Here is a 21,182-nt window from a genome sequence, read left to right on the forward strand (position 1 = left end):
AATCATTTATTTATGCAAGAATCATTATTTAATTACAGCATAATGAAAGTATTAGGCGAAGGTGGTATGAGTCGCGTTTACTTAGGTTACGATCCAATTACTCATCAAAAAGTAGCGATTAAAGAGTTATTACCAAATTTAGCACATAGTAAGGATTTGCGTGAAAGGTTTAGACGCGAAGCTCAAATTATGGCTAAATTAGATCATCCTAATATCGTAAAACTAATTCGTTACGAAGAATCAGCTACAAGTTTCTATCTGATAATGGAATATGTGGATGGAATGGATTTGGAACAGCACATAAAAGAAGTGACTGGCCCCATCTCTGAACCTAAAACCATCGAGATAATGTCAACCTTGCTTGATGCATTTGGGTACGCTCATGAGAAAGGGGTGGTTCATCGGGATATTAAACCCGCTAATATTATTATTACCCGTGATGGAAAAGTTAAAGTACTTGATTTTGGGATAGCCAAGATAGTAGATGAAAATGCTTCTGGAAGAACCCAAACAGGAACTCGCATAGGAACAGTGGCCTATATGAGCCCTGAACAAGTAAATGCAGCATCTAATATTGATCTACGTACTGATATTTACTCATTAGGAGTGATGCTTCATCAAATGATAACCGGTAAGGCAGCTTATGACTCTTCAACTTCATCCGATTTTGAAGTTCAAACCCTCATTGTAAAAGAACCCTTGCCACGAGCCAATAGTATTTACCCTTATGCATCGGGTCATCTACAAAAGCTCATTGATAAAGCAACTCAAAAGAAAAGAGAAAATCGTTTTCAAGATTGTGACCAGTTTAAATTGGCATTATTCATTAATACTAAAGAACCGGTAAAACAGCCCGTCAAACAACCGCATACCGCAGGTACACCTTGGTCTTATGTCCTTTGGAGTCTAATAGCTTTAACTGTTCTTTTTTCTATAGTGGCAATAATAAATAAATCGAACATTCAGTCAAGTAATACTGAAGAATCAGAGATAAACAGCAAACAAACTGGTCAAATCAATATGCAGATATTTGGCGGAAACGCTACCTATGATGGAGAAATTGAAAACCAAGTTGCAAATGGTTACGGTACTTTTACCGTAATAGATGGAGATAGTAAAGGAATTGTTTACACGGGGGATTTATTGAATGGGTCTTGTACGGGGAAAGGAAAAATGACATGGGCGGATGGTAATATATATGAAGGGGATTTTGTTAATAATTCTCTTACTGGAGATGGAATATTCACATGGGCGGATGGGAATATTTATAAAGGGGCTTTTGTTAATAGTTCTCGTACTGGAAAAGGAAAATTGAAATGGGCGAATGGTGATATTTATGAAGGGAATTTTATTAATGATAATCGTACTGGTGAAGGAATTTATACCTCTGCGAATGGGGATAAGTATGAAGGAGATCATGTTAATGGTTCAAAGACTGGAAAAGGAACAATGACATATGCAAATGGGGATAGATATAAGGGATATTGGGTTGATGATAATTTTAATGGAAAAGGTACGTATACATGGCCAAGCGGGGAAAAATACGAAGGGGATTGGGTTAATCATAATAGACATGGTTATGGCACTACAACATTTAAGGATTCAAAAACGGAGTTTGGTAAATGGAAAAATGACAAACAGATATATTAATAGTAAGTAAGTATCGAATTGAAAACAATTATTACGAATTGTTTGATAAAATAGATAAGGAGTATTTTTTCATATACAAATTATTCGAAACAATTAAAAGAAAATGGAGAAGAAGCTTCTGAATTACGATATCATAAAAAAAATTGGCGATGGTGGCATGAGTTGTGTTTATTTGGGTGAAGACCCTATTACTCATCAAAAAGTAGCGATCAAAGAGTTATTACCAAATTTAGCACATAGTAAGGATTTGCGTGAAAGGTTTAGACGTGAAGCACAAATTATGGCTAAATTGGATCATCCAAACATAGTAAAACTAATTCGGTACGAAGAAACAGGTACAAGTTTCTATCTGATAATGGAATATGTGGATGGAATGGATTTGGAACAACACATTAAAGATGTGACTGGCCCAATATCTGAACCAAAAGCCATCGAAATAATGTCAACCTTGCTTGATGCTTTTGGATACGCTCATGAGAAAGGGGTGGTTCATCGGGATATTAAACCCGCTAATATTATTATAACCCGTGATGGAAAAGTTAAAGTACTTGATTTTGGGATAGCCAAGATAGTAGACGAAAATGCTTCTGGAAGAACCCAAACAGGAACTCGCATCGGTACAGTGGCCTACATGAGTCCCGAGCAAGTAAATGCTGCACCTAATATCGATTTGCGTACAGATGTTTATTCATTGGGTGTGATGCTTCATCAAATGATAACTGGTAAAGCCGCTTATGACACAGCTACTTCATCGGATTTTGAAGTGCAAACTTTAATTGTAAAAGAACCATTACCACGAGCCAATAGCATTTATCCTTATGCATCCGACCGCTTACAAAAATTAATTGATAAAGCAACACAAAAGAAACGGGAAAATCGATTTCAAGATTGTGATCAATTTAAGTCGGCATTATTAAAAAATAATCAAAAACCGCCAGAACTGCCCAAAGATATACCTGTATCTAAGCCATTTTCACCATCTGTCGGTCTACCACTTAGCGTTGGTTTTATAATTGTGGTTTTATTAGTTTTAATTAGTCTTTCCATAATTAATAAGTCGCCTAATACTAATGAGAGTGAAATACCAATTGGCAATATTATTGATTCAGCAGTAGTAGTTATAGACTCTACAGCTGCACCAACAATAATTGTTGATAGTGCCGCAACAAGCCAAACAGAAAATACAATTTCCGGTGTAAAAAAAGAAGAAATCTATAAAAAAATAATAAGTTTTAATGGAGGTTATATTGTTGATAAAATCGAAGAATACAATTATGATATAAATAATTCACAATGGATATTATCAGAAAAAACGGAGCAAGGAGAGTTGTATTTAAATAATTTTAACCTTTCATTTAAAAAACCATCATTAGGTGGTTGGCTACATACAAAATTGGAATATGATTCATTTGACAGAAAAAACAATTGGTATGTTTTAAATGATAATTATGGGCAAAAAATTTTAATGGATACTAACTTTAAGTCCCTAACTTTTTTGTGTGATGCTAAAAACAATCGTTACTTGACTAGTTACGTATATTATATTTCAAGGAAATCTGAGCTAGTTAATCCAAACATGCTTTAATAATAAATAAATATGGATTGATTTTACATTCTAAAGAAGTGGTAAAAGAAAGTAATGGGGATTACAAGAAATGAATAATCCAAGTGATGCGGTAGTTGACTATGTGAATATTTATCGCCAGGCAGGACAATAATACCTTAAATCGGGTGAATTTAAATTTAAAATGGAGAAGAAATTATTCAATTATAATATAATTAGAGTACTGGGCGAAGGCGGCATGAGTCGCGTTTACTTAGGTGAAGACCCAAATACTCATCAACAAGTAGCCATTAAGGAGCTATTGCCAAATTTAGCACATAGTAAGGATTTGCGTGAAAGGTTTAAGCGTGAAGCACAAATTATGGCTAAATTGGATCATCCTAATATCGTAAAACTAATTCGTTACGAAGAATCAGCTACAAGTTTCTATTTGATAATGGAATATGTAGATGGAATGGATTTGGAACAGCACATAAAAGAAGTGACTGGCCCCATCTCTGAACCTAAAACCATCGAGATAATGTCAATCTTGCTTGATGCATTTGGGTACGCTCATGAGAAAGGTGTGGTTCATCGGGATATTAAACCCGCTAATATTATTATTACCCGTGATGGAAAAGTTAAAGTACTTGATTTTGGGATAGCCAAGATAGTGGACGAAAACGCTTCAGGCAGAACCCAAACAGGAACTCGCATCGGGACAGTGTCCAATATGAGTCCGGAACAGGTAAATGCTGCACCAAATATCGATGTGCGTACAGATATTTACTCCTTAGGAGTGATGCTGCATCAAATGATAACTGGCAAAGCGGCTTATGACACCGCTACTTCCTCAGATTTTGAAGTGCAAACACTAATTGTAAAAGAACCCTTGCCACGAGCCAATAGTATTTATCCTTATGCATCCGACCGCTTACAAAAACTAATTGATAAAGCCACGCAAAAGCAAAGGGAAGATCGGTTTCAAGACTGTGACCAGTTTAAATTGGCATTATTTAAAAAAAACCAAAAACCAATAGAAAAGCCCATTAAAGACAAACCAGTGTCTAAGAAGCTTTCAACACCTTTTGGTCAAATAGGTAATGTTGTTTTTGTTATTTTGAGTTTATTCATATTATTAATAGTTTTTGTTCAATATACCAAGTCAGCTAATAATGATGATAGCGAATCAGCTATTGACTATCCTGCTGATACTAATGCGATAACTATTGATACCGCTGCAGTAGTTCTTGATACCACTGCAGTAATAGACTCGACCGTTGATACACCAGTTGCATCTCAATCAAAAATAGTAGATTTCGAAAATAATTCAAATGTTACGGTATTCTTAGCTTATGCTTTTTACGACAAAGGATGGGAAACTATAGGTTGGTTTGAAATCACACCTAATAAATCAATTAGTGTTGCACTTCCAACTTCGTTTCTGGGAAATTCTATTTATTGGTATGCAGAAAATACCAATGGTGAAAAATATGAGGGCACAGATACTAGTTTCTGTATCGATAATATAAATGCATTTCATTTTTATTCAAAACAAAATTGTAGCGAACAGGCAAACTTTTATAAATTAGATTTAACAGGTTCAAATACAATACAACCTTTAGAGTGATTAACAATAGTTGTTGAGGGTAAATCATACATGGTAAATTTCTATTTAGAAGAATAGGAGTTCAGATTGCCCTACAAATAATCTCAAGAACGATAGCGGTTTTATATTAAAGCACCCTCGAACAGGCTAAGTAATCCGCACCAATAAACAAACGCAACTTAAAAAATAAAGATATAACATTAATAACCAATAATATATGAAGAAAATCACCGTCGGTCGTTCCGAAGTTTGCGACATCGTTATCAACGAACCAAATATCAGCAGAATACATGCTGAAATTTCTTTAATGGATGGGCTATATATTTTTCGTGACGTAAGCACTAATGGCAGTACTATAAATGGTAGAAAAATACTAAATAATGAGGTTCCAATAAATTCCAATAGTTCCATTCTTTTAACTCATAGCATTCCACTCTATTGGACTAAGATTGAAGCTTTATTACCCGCAGGTGGCAATCCAATATCAGGAAATAAAACTGAATTTTCTCCATCATACGATACTTCCGATCAGACTCAAGACAATCAACAAAACAAAAAAAATATGTTTCGAAATTTGTTTTCTTTTGAAGGTCGTATTCGCCGATTAGAATATGGTTTAAGTGTTATTATTTATTACGCTGCTAGTTTTATTATTGGTGCTGTTCTTGGCATGACAGTTTATTCGAATGGAATGAGCTTTGAAGATAACGAATGGATTTTATATGTTTCCTTAATTCCTCTGCACTGGTTTGGCTTAGCCCAAGGCACTAAAAGATGTCATGATATGCAAAATAGCGGATGGTTTCAAATAATTCCATTTTATATACTTTGGATGATATTTGTAGAAGGTGATTTAGGTGTTAACAAATATGGTGTAAATCCAAAAAAATAAGCTGTAATCTTATTTTAAAAGTGCAATGAATAAATTAAAAAAACTATTGTTTAAAATTTTATCCTCAGCAAAGCGAATGTACAGACTCTTGAATGTACGCAAACGCTCTGAATTTGTTTGGAAAGACCTTATTAAATATAACCTAGAGCAAGGATGGCGTTTTGGGCAATTTGAAACTGAAAAGCGTATTGAAAACAGATTCAATGTAGACGAAAGTAATTTGATAACATTCAATTATACAGTTACCGATCATAAATTAGAATTCAATGCAATAATATTAAAAAGTTTCGATGAGGAGAGAACAAACGACATATTAGTTTTAACGTCTCATTTTAATGGCTTATTAAATTTTGGGATGGTCAAAGTTAATATTAAGTACAATTATGTGTCATTTGTTTATTCAGGAGATTTACTAACCTATATGCTCTATCCAAAAAAAATTGAAAATGACTGCTTCGACCATTATGATTTAACCAAAGATTGCGTATGGTCATTTTATAGGTTAATGGAAACTGGTGAGGACCTTGTATTTGTGTTTTCCGAGTTATTACAGCGAAATGACGAAAAAAACAAGGACGAAAATTCAGTCGAATAAAAAGAACAACAATACTAATTAATTTATACAAATATTTTAAAATGATACATCTACAGACTATCATAATTCTATTTTCTACCTTCTTATTTGGATGTACTAGGACACGTGAAAAGCCCCATATAGATATTGAATCAACAAGAGACAAAGCAAACCAGGCATTTGCCTTTTGTAATACTAAAAACTTTAATACAGATTTCTGCATGTTAATTGACATGAGCTTACACTCTGGTATAAAAAGATTGATAGTTTGGGATTTTAAAAACAAAAAAATAAAGCATAGTTTTTTGGTTGGTCATGGATGTTGAGATAATCCTTGGAGGAATGACTCTTCAAGAGATAAACCTAAATTTAGTAATATTGATGATAGTCATTGCTCTTCTCTTGGAAAATATAAAATTGGCGATAGAGCTTATAGTAGTTGGGGTGTCAATTTAAAATATGTTTTGCATGGATTAGAACCAACAAACAGCAATGCTTTTAAGCGCTTTATTGTGTTTCACTCGTGGGATGCCGTTTCAGATGAAGAAGTTTATCCAAATGGAACAACTGAAGGTTGGGGCTGTCCTACAATTTCAAATAATAGCTTTAAGATAATTGACCCCTTTCTAAAATCAAGTGCTAAACCAGTACTTATGTGGATTTATAAATAAGGAACAGTAATGAAAAATGGCTCAAATCAGTATCGTCCCACAAAACATCCCTAATATTCAAGCTCAATCGAGAAGTGCGCTAAGAAGAAGATAAGTATCAAACAGATTGAAAGTATACAAATCACTGTTATCTTGAAAAATATTTAAAGCAGCAGTATTTCCCAATGAATTTAAAGTAGCCAATTAATTCAACTTTAAAATTAAAATATACAAATAACATCAAGAGCGCTACTAATACTTGCTATTGTCACTCTAATATTGGGTTTGACATTTTTTATCGATAGATACACGGATAGGCCATCCTGTGTCAGTCTTAGTGAACCAAATTACCATGATTTGGACGATAATTTGGAAATTATGCGTGATTTTTTAATTATCTTGTCCCTTCCTAACTTCGTTCTTTTGCTTAGATATATTATACTTAATAAAGGGATGATTTATAAATCTAAACCTTAAATATACTACCGATATTTTATGTGAATTCATTTGGATATGCTGTATAATGCGCTTAATTCAGCAGAATTAGAAGTAAAGAAGTTGCGACAACACTCCTAATACGCTTAAACAAAACCCAACAGTGTCATTGCGCTTGAGCAAAGACTAACATTTAATAAAACTAGTAACATAAATTATAAAATTTCAATTAGTTTATCAATTAGCAGAAAAAAAGAAATACTTTTATAAATCATTCCCATCGAATAAAAAAACATGTAAACAAGAAAAATGGATATCAGCTTACAAACAATATTAAATGAAATTAAAGGAAAAGAACACCTGGAAAAATTATTAAATTCAAAAATCAAAGGTCCTTTAATTGAAAAAAACTTCTCATTACTTGACATTTACAATCTAACTGATGAAGAATTTACAAAAATTGATAAATTAGGAGTTACGAAACTCTCCCTCTTGAATCGATTTAAACTTCAAGTTGACAACGAATCAGAATATTTTGAAAATTATTATCATTATGTAGTAAATGTACCTATTCAAATTTGTAACACCATAAACCCCAAAAAAAGTATCGCATCTAATTTATTAGATAGTTTGACGCAAATTTCTAATATTCTTGAAATTAAATCTAAACTTCCAGAAAACTTTTTTCAAAAAATAGATTATAATGCATTTCTTCAGATATCAAATTATATGAATGAATATTTTGGACTGAATGCAAATGCGTCTTTAAATTTTAAAGAAATTGGATTTAAATACGATAAGTCATCCGAGAATATAAGAACAAATTTATTTGATTATAAAAATAGACCCGATCTTTGTGATTTATTTTTAAATGCCAAGCAGGGATTTGGATTAGAAGTTAATCAAACTTTATTGTCTTCTGTAAATAAAACGCTTCAAGAATCGATCTACAGTTCTAATTTTTTAGAATATTTTTCTAATCATAATGAAGTTGACATTATACAAGTCGAAAAACTTGTTGAATTATTCAGGTTAGAATGTATTCAAGTTAATTTTGATAATTTAGTCAATAGCAATTATACCATAGTTAGAAAAGGTGAATCTGGTATCTTTAGGGCACATCTAACTGTTCTCGATTCTGTACTAAGAGAAGGAAATTCACTAACGAAAAATGAAGTTTTCTCAGCATTTGAACAAATCATACCAAAACTAAAAAGTACAAAAAGTAATATACCAATCATAAGCAAAGGAATTAATAAACAAATTTTAGATGTATTGCTTGATGATTATTTTAAGATTGAAATTATAGAAGACGATGACAAATTGCTTTACCAATTTAAATGGGAATATCTGTCATCACTAAATGCAAAATTGGAACGAATACTTTTAGAGAATGGAAGCGCAATGCATAAAGAGGAGATTTTAAATGTATACAATCAAAGAGCCGCTGAAACAGATCTTGAAATTATACCGAGTCTTATTGAATTGCATATTAAGAAAACCGATAAAATAAAACCAAAAAACAAATCCGGTTATTGGTTTTATAGTAAAAATAATAATGAAGCAACTCAAGAAACTATTGCGAAATTTATAGACCAAACCGTTATTGAACAATTTATTGGGAAAGTAAACTTTAATCAATTGAAAGAATTTATAGCTAATACTCCCTATTCTATATACCCCGAAAGTAGTTTAAGAACAAACCTTTTTTTATGTTCAAGAAGAGCCGTGGAAGATGAAAATCTCTTTATTCATCAAGACTTTCTTAAAAAATATCCTGAGATAAAAACGGTTGACAAAAGAAATCGGTATTTAGGAAACTCATTAATTAAAACTATCGTTAAAATTATTAGAAGCACAAAAGAAAAGGAAATTGAAAAAGGAATTTTAGAAAAGCAAACAATGGAATCATTAAAAAATGATGGTTTTAGAATTAATGGAAGTGGAAACTACTATTCGTATTTGCAAAAATTTGTTGAAACGGGAATTTTATTAAAACAAACTATAAATAATAATACGTTTTATACTATTGATGAACATGAATTAAAAAATCATGATCTAGAAAAATTAGGTAAAAAAGCTGAGCCTGATTATAAAAAGAACGTTAGAGCACATGCTATTAGTTTTCTTAAAGAAAATAAAAAAGCTAAACTAATTGATTTAAAAGTTGATGTTGAATTTTTAATGCCTAAAGGAATTTCTTATTCTAATTTTTATAGAGTTTTTCAAGATAGAGAGTTATTCATAAAAGAACAAATCGAAAGTGACGTATGGATTTCATTAGAAACTTCATTATTACCAGTTCCCCAAGAATTGCATATTGAAGTACAAGAAGAATCAACAGAGTTATTAGGTAATAAAGCTTTAACCGAGAGAGTACGCTATGATTTAACTAAATTGAAGTCAGAAGTGATTAACGAGCTATCTTCCGAAATTAATTTCTACAAAATGGATAAAGAGGAATTATCAAATAGTTTTGATATTTTTTATACAGCAATTTTAGATACAACCGGAAATATAACTCGATGGGGAGACTCATTGCTACAATCACTATACGAGCTTTTATGCACAAAAACTGATTATTACGATCGTGAAACTTGTTTAAACAAACTTATTACGGGTTTTGAAACATATTTAAAATGCTATATTTTGGAATCTGAAACTAAACTATTTATCGGACAAGCTGACGTAATAAACCATTTTAATTCCATATCTGATTTAAGAAAATATAAAGACATTGAAAGGATTTACAGAACGGATATTAAAAAAACGAACTTCTCTTATATTTTAAGTAGAATTAAATATTTAAGCGACCAAACCAGACATAATAAAAATCATGAAAGTTTAGATATGGGTTTTAATAAACAAATAAAAAATGCATTTGACTTTATTGCATTGTACTTGTTCACAGGACATTTAATAAAAAGCACTTAATTTTAAAGATTAAAATATCTAAATTTCCAAATAATATGGATAAAATTACAAATTTATTAAGCAATAACATTTCTTATCAGTTTATTCATCTGTTACATGATAAATCAATATTACGTTCTTATGGTAACAGGCCATTACGAAGAGATTTATATTTAAGTTTCAAATCAAATTTTATTTCATTTGTTGCCGATTTAACTTCAAAACCAGATGGTCTTTCTATTTTAACTTCTATAGATGATATCTCTAACAATGAAGTACCTGATTTTAACTTATACTTAAAAAAAAATGGTGGATTTTATTCTAGAAATGAAATTAATTTAGAATTTTTAAAATCTAAGTCTAAAAAATCGTTACTAAATCTAAAAATAAATAATAATCCTTCATTAAAGGGATTATTAAGTCATTATGAGGAAGCCTTTTTAAGAAATGAAATTCCTTTTGACCAACTTAATTGGGACTTTTTATTGATATTTAGAACTTATTTTGGAAAAACAGAATTAACAGAATTAATTGAACTTTATTTGGATATCATTATAGATGAAAAAGAATTCGATGGAATACAAATTATTGAAAATCTTATTTTTAATGAAACATATGATCCAAAGTACTATTTTCTAAAACGCTCACTTTTTGTTTTCCATAAAGCTTTGGATTGTATACGGTTTTTAGATACAAAATTAAATATAAAAGAAATTTTGGACAAAATGTATCAATACATGGATGATCATTTTGATACAAATACTAATACAAACCCTATTCCTTATTCGACTGAAAATATTGCAATTGAAATTTATGAGGACGAAGATAAAGGGGTAATTCAAAAAAAAGACAGACTGCTTTTATTTGACTTATATTCGAGTAAACTCCCTAACTGGAGTTTTTCAAATTTGACCCAGGTAAATAATGCCTATAGACTTAACTTAATCGACGAAGCTAGGTATCAAAAAGGACTTAAAAGATTTACCAATTATTTAGATACTGAAATAAAAATCAAAAATTTTGAATTTTTAAATTTAAATTCAGATGCTAATATACCTGAACAAAATATATGTACTGAAAATGCACATTATCCAAATACTTATTTTTTTAACGAATTAGATATATTACAAAAATCAGAATACAAAACTGCCTTCAGCAATAAAGGCACGAAACATAACATACAAAAATATTGTACTTATAGAATCCAACGTCTTTTGAATGCATTTTATAGTAATGTAATTTCTATTACAAGTATTACTAAAGAGATGCAATTCCTAAGTCAGTTTCATACCAAAGATAAAATCGATAGGGAACTAGAAAATATCACTGCCTATGCTTATCTTAAAAATAATGGGTTAATAGATAAAATTGAAAAAATAAAAGTTCTAATTCATAATATAGGATCGGATGGAAATAAAGGCTTGTGTATATTATTTAATGAAAAATATTATAGATTTTATTGTGAACTGGAATATAAAGAGGCAATTAAATTACCCGAAGAAGTAATTGAAATTGCATACAATGGGGGGAATATAAGTGAAGAAAATTATTATCAATGGAACAATCAGTACAATAATTATGAAGTAAGTCATAGAGCTTCAAATCTTAATGACAAAATACGCAGTGGCGCTTATGAAGGTCTTGTTTCATCAAAAAAAACAGATGCTCCAATATTAGCCAATTTATTAGAAAAAGATTATGAAGAATTTATGGTTTTTTTTAAAGAAAAATTAGGACAAAAACAATATTCACATTTTATTGATCCATTAATATCTAGATTGATGAGTGCGTATATGGCAATGAAAGAGTACGGAAGAGCTATTTCTTTGGCAGAAGAATTTTTAACTATAAAAACTGAATATACAGAACTTTATTTAACTCCGGAAGCTGAAAATATTCTAAAGAAAAGAGAAAAGAGTTTACAGAAAATTATCATTAATTATTTATCTTTCGCAGAAGCAAAAAAATTTATAGGATCACTAAACTTAAAAAGCAGAGATGAATGGGTAAAATATAAGAAATTGGAAACGAAACCTGAAAACATTCCTGCCAACCCTGAAAATGTATATTTAAATAAAGGATGGAAAGGTTTTCAAGATTTTTTAGGATATGAAACGGTTAAAAGAAATACACATAACTTCTTACCTTTTGAAGAAGCAAAAGTATTAGTTCATAGTCTCAAACTTTGTAGTGAAAGCGAATGGACAAATTTTAAACAATCGGGTTTAAAACCTGATACTATTCCAGCTATACCTGAAAAAGTATATAAAGAAAAAGGATGGAAAGGGTTTAAAGATTTTTTAGGGTATGAAACGGTTAAAAGAAATTCATTTAACTTTTTACCTTATGAAGATGCAAAAGTATTCGTTCACAGTCTCAAACTTTGTAGTGAAAGCGAATGGAGGAAATTTAAACAATCGGGTTTAAAACCTGATACTATTCCAGCTAAACCTGAAAATGTATATAAAGAAAAAGGATGGAAAGGGTTTAAAGATTTTTTAGGGTATGAAAAGGTTAAAACAAATACGCATAACTTCTTACCTTTTGAAGATGCAAAAGTATTGGTTCATAGTCTCAAACTTTGTAGTGAAGGCGAATGGACAAATTTTAAACAATCGGGTTTAAAACCTGATACTATTCCAGCTATACCTGAAAAAGTATATAAAGAAAAAGGATGGAAAGGGTTTAAAGATTTTTTAGGGTATGAAACGGTTAAAAGAAATTCATTTAACTTTTTACCTTATGAAGATGCAAAAGTATTCGTTCACAGTCTCAAACTTTGTAGTGAAAGCGAATGGAGAAAATTTAAACAATCGGGTTTAAAACCTGATACTATTCCAGCTAAACCTGAAGAAGTATATAAAGGAAAAGGATGGAAAGGTTTTAAAGATTGGCTTGGATATTAGTATTTCTACTTATTAACTTTATCTCGCAAAGTTTGATAATTAAATTTAAGACATCAGATCATTCATAATTTATAATTCCAATTTTTTAATGAATTTATACAACTCAATCATACAGTCTGCTTTCTTTAAAAATAGGACAATGAATAAAAACTTTGTTGTCATTGAAATCAAAATCTTTAGCAAGAATAAATCAATTATATTTAATGAATGCATAAAAATATTTTAATTAATAAATTCTATTATTATGGAATTAATCCCTAAAGGAATTTTTAAAGGTAAAAATAGTGATGGAACTACTTTTACCGCTAATGAATGGGTCCCAGATAGTATTGGTAATTTACCAACTGGTAGTAGTTTTGCGACTTTTGGGTTTATAATATTGTTTATGGTGTTAATTTCCCCAATAACCTTATTTATTAGTTTTTTAACATCAAATAAATTTATAAATTTACTTGGTGCTGTTGTTGGTTCTTATTTCTTAATCGATTGTTATAATCATTGGTTAGTGTTTACTATGACAATGGTTCTTATGACTAATGAGGTAATGTATTTTTTATCATGTTAAATATTGCTTCGGTTATTATCAATATTTCTTTACTGGTTTTAAAGTCATTAACTAACAGTAACGCAGTTATAATTTTTATAGGTATTATCATATTTACACTTAGTATTAAGATTTATGATAGAAAATATTTGAGTGAATATAATTTATTCAAATATCAGACTGATATACCTAAATCAGTTTATGACCCGAAACCTGAAGATAATCGTATACTAGATGGAAGTGAAATGAAACCATTCTGAAAATAATATACTAATATATAGAAATTTAGAAAATGCTTGAGACTATAAGTCCAACCGTGCCGCTTTCAATCTGTACCCAAAAATAATAAGTAAAGTTTCATAAGAGAGGTAGAAAAAATTCGTAAAACCAATAATGCAGAATTACATACAATCAAAATCCAAATCATAAATATTCACATAAAAATAATCAAATTTACTGATCAATTCATTTTCATAGTAATAAATTCGATCTGGTTTACCTGATTTTAAATCAAACCAATACACTTAATTTATAGCTTATTTTCTCTTTTCTCGCAAAGTTCCGCGTATTCATCCGATAAATAATAATCGAGTTCTTCTGGTGTATAATCCCAATCAGAGTCTCGAGAGGATTCATTAACACTAACAGGAATATCATCCTCACTGTGCATATTCCGACGAAAAATGAGTCGGAACAAGCCTGACAGGATAAACCAGATAATTATTAAAATCCCGGCAGAAATGCAGGCTGCTAAATTCAAGATCGCGAAAAAAAATGAAAATATACTTATGTCTCCTGGAATACTTTTAGCGGCGGAAGCCCTAAACCCTTCTGCAAGATATCCTGCAAAAAGATTGTATTGGGTCTGGCTTCTCATGGATCCGTCAATAGGAAATCCATTAAAATTGTGATTGGACTTATTCATCTTTTTTATTTTCAATTTAACATTACTAATGTTTAAATATTCTTAAACAAAACGATTCCTCTTATTTTTAATTTGTTGGCGCTAATTGAAAAACCTCTTCTAATTTGGTTACATTTTCTACTGATAATTTGGTTGTAAAAATCCCGGTGTCTGAACCTTGTCTTATACCACGTAGAAAAAGATAAATCACGCCGCCAAAATGTTTGTTATAATCGAAACCTGTTATTTTACTTTCTAAATATCGCTTTGCAGCCATAGTATATATATAATACTGCAAATGATAATTGTTTTCGTTCATGGCATCATTTAATTTTTCAGGCGTATAGTCATCCAAAGTATCCCCCAAATAATTAGATTTCCAGTCAAGGATATAATATTTATCATCATGTTCAAATAACATATCGATTTTACCATTAAGAATACCATATAGATCAACATTTCTAAAAGAAAATCGGGTAGCCTCGGTTTGAATCTCGTACAATTTATTCAAATCCATTTGAGCAATATTGATGTCAAATTCTAATTCATTTAGCTTTTTTGAATTGGCAATTTGCTTTAAATTAAATATCTTGTCTCCCGCTATTTCGATTGAAGTATCTAGAACATGATTTAGAAAACCGATTATCTTAGGACTATATAATTGCTGCTTCTTAGGGATATATCTTTTCAAATTTAAATCAATAATCTTCTGCCATTTTTCTGGATTTGTAAAATCGATATACTCAAAGATAGTATGCAATAAATTCCCAATGTGCGCGCCACGTTCAAGTTCTTTAAAAATAAAGTAATCATAATCTTCATTAATTCTACTAAACTCTTTTGGCGCAGCTGCATGAGGCAAGCTTAAAAATGAAAAACTCATTTTACACCATTTTTTATCTTTCAAATTAAATTCTTTTGCCTCATCATATATTAAATTGTCCAAAAGTTTGTTTTGCGAATCAAAAAACAATTCTTTGAATTCATAATTTTTTATGAGCAAAGAGTCAGAATTTTGCTTGTTTTCCAGAATTGAGCCTAGAGAACCTTTATTTAGAGTAAATATATACAACTGGTATTTTGCTCGCGTAAGAGCCACATAAATTAATCTTCTGTTTTCTTGCTCATTCTGAATTCTAAAATCAAAATTATTGGATTCAGGATGATTATAATTAGGTTCAAAACAATATTTCCCTTGATCATTTCTGAAACTGGAAAATGCTCCTTTTGATTTTACATCTAAATCTAAATAAGGTGCAATAACCAGATTATATTGCAATCCTTTGCTTTTATGAATAGTAGTTATTTGAATAGCATCTTCATCTGATTCTATTCGTTGTCCATATTCATCCCCATCAATTTTTTCACCAGCAATAGCCTTCCTTACAAAGGATATTAATTCCGTTAATTCATACCCTCTTTCCTCTTGAATCCGTTGTAAAGCTTCAGCTAGCTGAAGAAGGTTAGAATACGCTTTCAGCCCGCTACTTACCGCAAATTCAGAACCTCCTAATAAATTTTCTCGAGTACGATAATCCGCAAAAAAAGCAAGTAAAAAAGTATAAATTCCCTTAGAATTAAATAATAGTAAATATTTTTTAAAACGGGTAATATGAAAGTTAATTTCTAGATTTTCTATATCTGTACGGCTATACCCTGTCAGTTTCGACAACAATGCTTTATTGATCGACGAGGAAGACAGCACTTGGATCGCCTGAAGCAAATACAGTACATCTGTTGTTTCCAAGGCACTAAAAATTTTGTCCTCATCTATTAATACCGATGGAATTCCAATTTTATCGAACTCTTTTTTTAATTCTTTACCTTCAAATCCTTTCCGAATTAAAATGGCAATATCAGAAGCTTTTATTGGAGAATCCGTTTGACCTGATCTCAAACTACCATTTCTTAACAAGTCCTGAACCAAATTAATAACATTAGGAAGTATTGCATCTTTGTTTTGAATTCCATTAAAAATGGTTAGCGGAAATTCTTTCGAATCGTTTAAAACACAAACCATATTCTCTGCAGTAATACTCGCAGCAACCTCTTGATAATGTATTTGTTTAGCAACAGAACTTTCATTTTCATTGCAAAACAGCCCCTTACCTAAACATAGATCCTCGTCATAATAATTATCTTCACTAAAAATTTCATTGAGACCATTTATTAGTGGCTGTGTCGATCTGAAATTAGTATTCATAGTGTATACATTCTCTACCCTACTTCTTGCCTCAAAATAAGTATTGATATCAGCCTTCCTCCATCCGTAAATAGACTGTTTAGGGTCACCTATATAAAACAATATACTTCTTTCATTATCAAAAGTAGCATTAAAAATCTCATACTGAAATTTATCTGTATCTTGAAATTCGTCAACAAATACGGCTTTATATCTATTTCTAAGTAGATTAATTATGCTATCATTTTGATTAATTACAATCGTTCTATGCAAATTTTGAATTAAATCATCAAAAGATACTTGGTTCAATAATCTCAATCGTTGCTTGATTACTTCGGTTTTAGAAATTATTACTTTGCTAATAAATTGCTCAAAAAATATTTTCTTCAAAGAATCCTTTTTCTTTTGTAATTCACGGTAATATTTGATTTCTTTTGCAAAAATTGCCAATGCCGGTTTTGCTGTTGTTTTAAGAATAAAAGTTAGAAAACCTAATGGATCTTCCAATTCTTGAACATATGTTGCCTTGGTGTTATCTGTATAACGTGGCGCTTGGTACATATTAATTTCAGTGATAAAAGCAGCCTTATTATCAATAATGTGACTTAAAATTTCTTCCTGAACTTCATTTTCCTGGGCTTCAATTGTTTTAGAGTTATCAAAATTTAATTCCCCGTTAATGAAAATTTTATTGTCAATCCCCAGACTTAAAGCATTTTCAAAAACTCCCAACCCTAAGTAGCGATACCAATCTGTGAAAATTTTATATTTTGTCAGGTTATTGACAATTATTTCTAAATCCTTTTTATTTATATTCCCTATCTCTGTTCTCCAAAAATCTTTGACCTCATCCCCTATTACATCTAATAAATTTTCAATCAGAACAGTATTATAGGCTTGTCCGGTTTCAAAAGCAAATTCGGTCAATGTATTTTGACAAAAACTATGTATGGTAAGAATATTTGTCTCATCTAATTGTCGAACAGCTTCGATAAGTAATATCTGTGTCTTCTCTTTGTCAATACTGTCTACCAGATTTCTAATGTCTGTATTTACTCCATCTTCGCTCCCTAAACTATACTTATGTGCTAACCGGATAAATTTTCTAATTCTAGTCTCTAATTCAGCAACCGCAGCTTTAGTAAATGTCACCATCAGAATTTCTTTGACAGGGATTTCTTTTTGCAATATTAAGCGCAATGCTAATATAGCAATTGAATACGTTTTACCTGTACCTGCACTGGCTTCAACTAAATTACTACCTTCTAAACCAACCTTGTTTGCATCAAAATCTTTGAAATCTATTGTTACCATAATTAATTGAAATTTATAAATATTAATTCATTCAACAATTGACAATTTTTTACAAATATTTGGTTATTAGCCATTTCATTAAAATAATTTGTTTCCATTTCTTTACGAACATAGGTGCTTAAATAGGAATCCATTTCAAAAGCAGTTTCTACAATCTCTTGAGTGACTTCATTGCTATCAGCATTTACAATATAGGCGTTCACATTTTCATTAATATAAAAAGGGTTAAAATTTGATTTAGAATTTACAAAAACTGTAATTAATTGATCTAAAATATCATTAAATTCAGCAGAATAAATAATAGTTTTGCTGAACTTATCACTAACATACTCCAGTTGAATTTTTTCCTTGTTATTTAAAAACAATAAATGCATAAAGGCTTCAAACTGATATTTATGTTGACTGCTGCTTACATTAGAATAAATGTACTTTTTTTCGGTACCGTTTGTAAAAACAGAATCAATCTCACCTTTTACTTTATATAAAACACCTAAAATATTAATTTCATAATTTATTTTCCTTTTTTCTTCTTCAAACCCATTTCTCAATTCCAAAATTTTATCAGTAAGAGGTTTAATTTTTTCTTGTATATTTTCTAAACAAATTTCACCATAAGCACCTAAAGGAAGCTTGCCCTTTACTTTTAGTGCTTTCATTTCGAGAGGACTTAGTGTACGTTTATCTACCATCATTTTCTTTAAAGCCCATTTTTGCAAAGTATTATTCTCAAATAGCTCTGAATCCTCAAGTGCTTCTTCATCTCCTCCATAATAAATACCTAATTGTTTATTATAATAGCATTTAAAGGAATCTTTGAAAAAGTTAATAAATTCATGTAACGAAATGTCTATAATTTTTCGCTTGTCTTCAACAGGAGTTTTATCTTTATCAAAAATATTTTCGACCGTTTCAACCCCATTATTTTCCCCTAAATAGGAATAAAACTCAGGAGAGCCTTCAAAATATTTTGAATTAAAATTATGCAGGGGATGATTGGTAACTAATTCGTTAATCTCAAGGTAATCCAGCAACGTATCAACCACTGAAGAAGGCGGAAATTCTGAATTGTCTTTTGAACTCTTGCCGATGTAACTGATATATAACTGTTGTTTTGCGGAAAGAATCGCTTCCAGGAAAAAGGTTTTGTCTTTTTCTTTGACATCTTGTAAAACAGAATTATTAATAAGCTGAATTAAATCATAGCTTAAAGGTTTTTGCTGTCTCGGAAAATTTGCAAAATTCAACCCTAATAATGCTACAATGGCGCTAGGAATAGGTTTTGCATCTGAAATAGAACAGAAACGAATCCCTTTATTAATAGTAACTCTATTTGTAGAATCATTATTTTCAAATACCTTTTGTAATATTGGATAAATTGTGGCAAAAGCTATTTCTTCATCAAGAGATGCAACTTCTTCAATTGCAGAAAATTCTCGGGTTAACTCTTCCAGGTTAAAATCATTTTCTCTATCAAAAAACAAATCAAACCCATCGTCTAAAAACAATACCCAATTGGCGATTGTTCGTTCTTTATCTAATTCTAAAAGGAAAGTATGCAAATTATGGACTAAATAATTAAATCGAACCAAATCATTAGAATTACTTCCTTCAACTTTATCGATTACCAAGTAATCATCATTTCCATCAGTAAACCACTCTTCGCCTGAAATCAACATACCATAACACAACCTTTTTAATCCATGCTCCCAAGAGATCAGATTAGTTTCATTGTATGTATCACCACTAAATCCATTTCGGATGTTAGCTTCACTTACCAATTTGCGTAGAAAAGCCACATCTTCAATTTGATATTTTTGAATAATTGAAGTATATTCTAATAATTGCATCACCGCAGAAGGTTTCATCCATCTAACATCAATATTTATGATAGCTTCCAGAGCATTTAATGACGAATTAATATTTTGCTCTTTCTGGCCTATAATATGATAGGGGAAAGAATAAGGCGCATTCTCAAAAACGGCATAAATAGCAGGGGCATAAATAGCAATATCAGAACAATATACCACAATATCCCTTGCTCCAATTCCATTACATGAAGAATCAATCGACTTGACCAAATAGTTATACAAAACCTCCACTTCACGAAAAGAGGAATAACAAGAATTTATAATTACTGAGCTGTCAGCATCGTGTAATGCTGTTTGTTTTAGATCTTTAATTATTGCCTTTTTTAAGGAACCAAGCAACGAATTCTGACTTTTATCTATAACTTCATCTAACCAAATAATTGGGATATTTTTGTTATTGTATGCATCTAGAATATATGCTGAATTTCCTTTTAAATTCTGTACCAGATCATTATTATAGGATTCTTTAACTTCTCGAATAGCTGAAGCATAAAAAATTTCAACTTCAATTACCTTGCCTATTTCAATAAATAACTCCAACAAATAGGTATTAAAATTAGAAATATTAAACACATAAATGGATGGTAATTTTTCCTTTAAAATTGCGATTTTTTCCGGTTTTTTTAATTCCAATTTAATAAATTGAAATAACTGATAATCATCTAAAAAGTTAGTATTTATTTTTTCCTGAAAAGCACGCCATAGGTGTTGTTGCCATTCCTCATCTATGCCTAGACGTTGAAATTCTTCTATATTCCAAGCTTCCATTGTGCTGGGCATATACAAAGCATACTGGTCAAATAGAGTCGATACTTTATCAGCTAACGCCAATCTATACGACGGTTTATTCAGATAATAATTTGCAACGGATGGAAATTTAGTAAAAAAAGAAGATTCATTTAGCAATTCGTAAATTATCCATTTTTGTTGCAAAGAGTTCAACACCAATTTATTTTGTTCCTTGCCACCAATAATTTTGTGGACAATTGACAACATCTCTTTAGCAGAATTTGCTACCAGGTTTGCTGCAATGCCATTTTCTTCCGCAATTACTACTTTCAACCATTGTGTCATAACGTTATTGCTTGAAACAATAAAATCTGAATAAAAAACAGATTTTCCGTTGTTTTTTATCGAATTAGCTAACTGTTTAGCTAATGGTACTATTGTAGAAGCTGCATAAACTTGAATACTCATA

The 21,182-nt window shown here is 30.6% G+C and carries 11 protein-coding genes and 1 pseudogene; 9 read left to right on the plus strand and 3 right to left on the minus strand.

Annotated elements, in window-relative coordinates; translation table 11 throughout:
* Positions 1-12: 12 nt before the first annotated feature.
* From AC0J6S_RS14660 to AC0J6S_RS14700, 9 genes and pseudogenes are all read left to right on the plus strand, one after another.
* Positions 13-1,650: a protein kinase domain-containing protein gene (locus tag AC0J6S_RS14660; protein ID WP_474954491.1), complete on the plus strand. Its 1,638-nt coding sequence runs from the start codon at positions 13-15 to the stop codon at positions 1,648-1,650.
* A gap of 103 nt (positions 1,651-1,753) precedes the next feature.
* Complete coding sequence (locus tag AC0J6S_RS14665; RefSeq protein ID WP_474954492.1) at positions 1,754-3,235, plus strand: serine/threonine protein kinase; 1,482 nt, start codon at positions 1,754-1,756, stop codon at positions 3,233-3,235.
* A gap of 163 nt (positions 3,236-3,398) precedes the next feature.
* The gene (locus AC0J6S_RS14670; RefSeq protein ID WP_474954493.1) at positions 3,399-4,823 is read left to right on the plus strand and encodes a protein kinase domain-containing protein; all 1,425 of its coding nucleotides are present in this window, start codon (positions 3,399-3,401) and stop codon (positions 4,821-4,823) included.
* 196 nt (positions 4,824-5,019) lie between these two features.
* On the plus strand, positions 5,020-5,694 hold the full coding sequence (locus AC0J6S_RS14675) for an FHA domain-containing protein (protein WP_474954494.1): 675 nt from the start codon (positions 5,020-5,022) through the stop codon (positions 5,692-5,694).
* 25 nt (positions 5,695-5,719) lie between these two features.
* The gene (locus AC0J6S_RS14680; RefSeq protein WP_474954495.1) at positions 5,720-6,289 is read left to right on the plus strand and encodes a hypothetical protein; all 570 of its coding nucleotides are present in this window, start codon (positions 5,720-5,722) and stop codon (positions 6,287-6,289) included.
* A 347-nt stretch (positions 6,290-6,636) separates the two neighbouring features.
* A pseudogene (locus AC0J6S_RS14685) lies at positions 6,637-6,939 on the plus strand (murein L,D-transpeptidase catalytic domain-containing protein); the annotation flags it as partial.
* 723 nt (positions 6,940-7,662) lie between these two features.
* On the plus strand, positions 7,663-10,287 hold the full coding sequence (locus AC0J6S_RS14690) for a hypothetical protein (protein WP_474954496.1): 2,625 nt from the start codon (positions 7,663-7,665) through the stop codon (positions 10,285-10,287).
* Positions 10,288-10,322: 35 nt separating this feature from the next.
* Entirely contained in the window at positions 10,323-13,172 is a 2,850-nt protein-coding gene (locus AC0J6S_RS14695) for a hypothetical protein (RefSeq protein ID WP_474954497.1), read from the plus strand.
* A 244-nt stretch (positions 13,173-13,416) separates the two neighbouring features.
* Positions 13,417-13,737 (plus strand): hypothetical protein, encoded by a 321-nt coding sequence (locus AC0J6S_RS14700; protein ID WP_474954498.1) that lies wholly within the window; start codon positions 13,417-13,419, stop codon positions 13,735-13,737.
* Between the two features lie 508 nt (positions 13,738-14,245).
* On the opposite strand, the gene AC0J6S_RS14705 is transcribed toward AC0J6S_RS14700, so the two are convergent.
* The 3 genes from AC0J6S_RS14705 to AC0J6S_RS14715 all read right to left on the minus strand — a co-directional run bounded on the left by AC0J6S_RS14705 (position 14,246) and on the right by AC0J6S_RS14715 (position 21,181).
* A complete protein-coding gene (locus AC0J6S_RS14705; protein ID WP_474954499.1) occupies positions 14,246-14,641 on the minus strand; it encodes a hypothetical protein in 396 nt (131 codons plus the stop codon).
* A 67-nt stretch (positions 14,642-14,708) separates the two neighbouring features.
* On the minus strand, positions 14,709-18,116 hold the full coding sequence (locus AC0J6S_RS14710) for a UvrD-helicase domain-containing protein (RefSeq protein ID WP_474954500.1): 3,408 nt from the start codon (positions 18,114-18,116) through the stop codon (positions 14,709-14,711).
* Between the two features lie 2 nt (positions 18,117-18,118).
* Positions 18,119-21,181: an exodeoxyribonuclease V subunit gamma gene (locus AC0J6S_RS14715; RefSeq protein WP_474954501.1), complete on the minus strand. Its 3,063-nt coding sequence runs from the start codon at positions 21,179-21,181 to the stop codon at positions 18,119-18,121.
* Position 21,182 lies beyond the last annotated feature (1 nt).

It is taken from the genome of Flavobacterium sp. TS_SC_5 (assembly GCF_056156265.1).

Coding starts and splice junctions, on each gene's coding strand:
- AC0J6S_RS14660 (WP_474954491.1), top strand. CDS start 13: ATGCAAGAATCATTATTTAATTACAGCATAATGAAAGTATTAGGCGAA.
- AC0J6S_RS14665 (WP_474954492.1), top strand. CDS start 1,754: ATGGAGAAGAAGCTTCTGAATTACGATATCATAAAAAAAATTGGCGAT.
- AC0J6S_RS14670 (WP_474954493.1), top strand. CDS start 3,399: ATGGAGAAGAAATTATTCAATTATAATATAATTAGAGTACTGGGCGAA.
- AC0J6S_RS14675 (WP_474954494.1), top strand. CDS start 5,020: ATGAAGAAAATCACCGTCGGTCGTTCCGAAGTTTGCGACATCGTTATC.
- AC0J6S_RS14680 (WP_474954495.1), top strand. CDS start 5,720: ATGAATAAATTAAAAAAACTATTGTTTAAAATTTTATCCTCAGCAAAG.
- AC0J6S_RS14690 (WP_474954496.1), top strand. CDS start 7,663: ATGGATATCAGCTTACAAACAATATTAAATGAAATTAAAGGAAAAGAA.
- AC0J6S_RS14695 (WP_474954497.1), top strand. CDS start 10,323: ATGGATAAAATTACAAATTTATTAAGCAATAACATTTCTTATCAGTTT.
- AC0J6S_RS14700 (WP_474954498.1), top strand. CDS start 13,417: ATGGAATTAATCCCTAAAGGAATTTTTAAAGGTAAAAATAGTGATGGA.
- AC0J6S_RS14705 (WP_474954499.1), bottom strand. CDS start 14,641: ATGAATAAGTCCAATCACAATTTTAATGGATTTCCTATTGACGGATCC.
- AC0J6S_RS14710 (WP_474954500.1), bottom strand. CDS start 18,116: ATGGTAACAATAGATTTCAAAGATTTTGATGCAAACAAGGTTGGTTTA.
- AC0J6S_RS14715 (WP_474954501.1), bottom strand. CDS start 21,181: ATGAGTATTCAAGTTTATGCAGCTTCTACAATAGTACCATTAGCTAAA.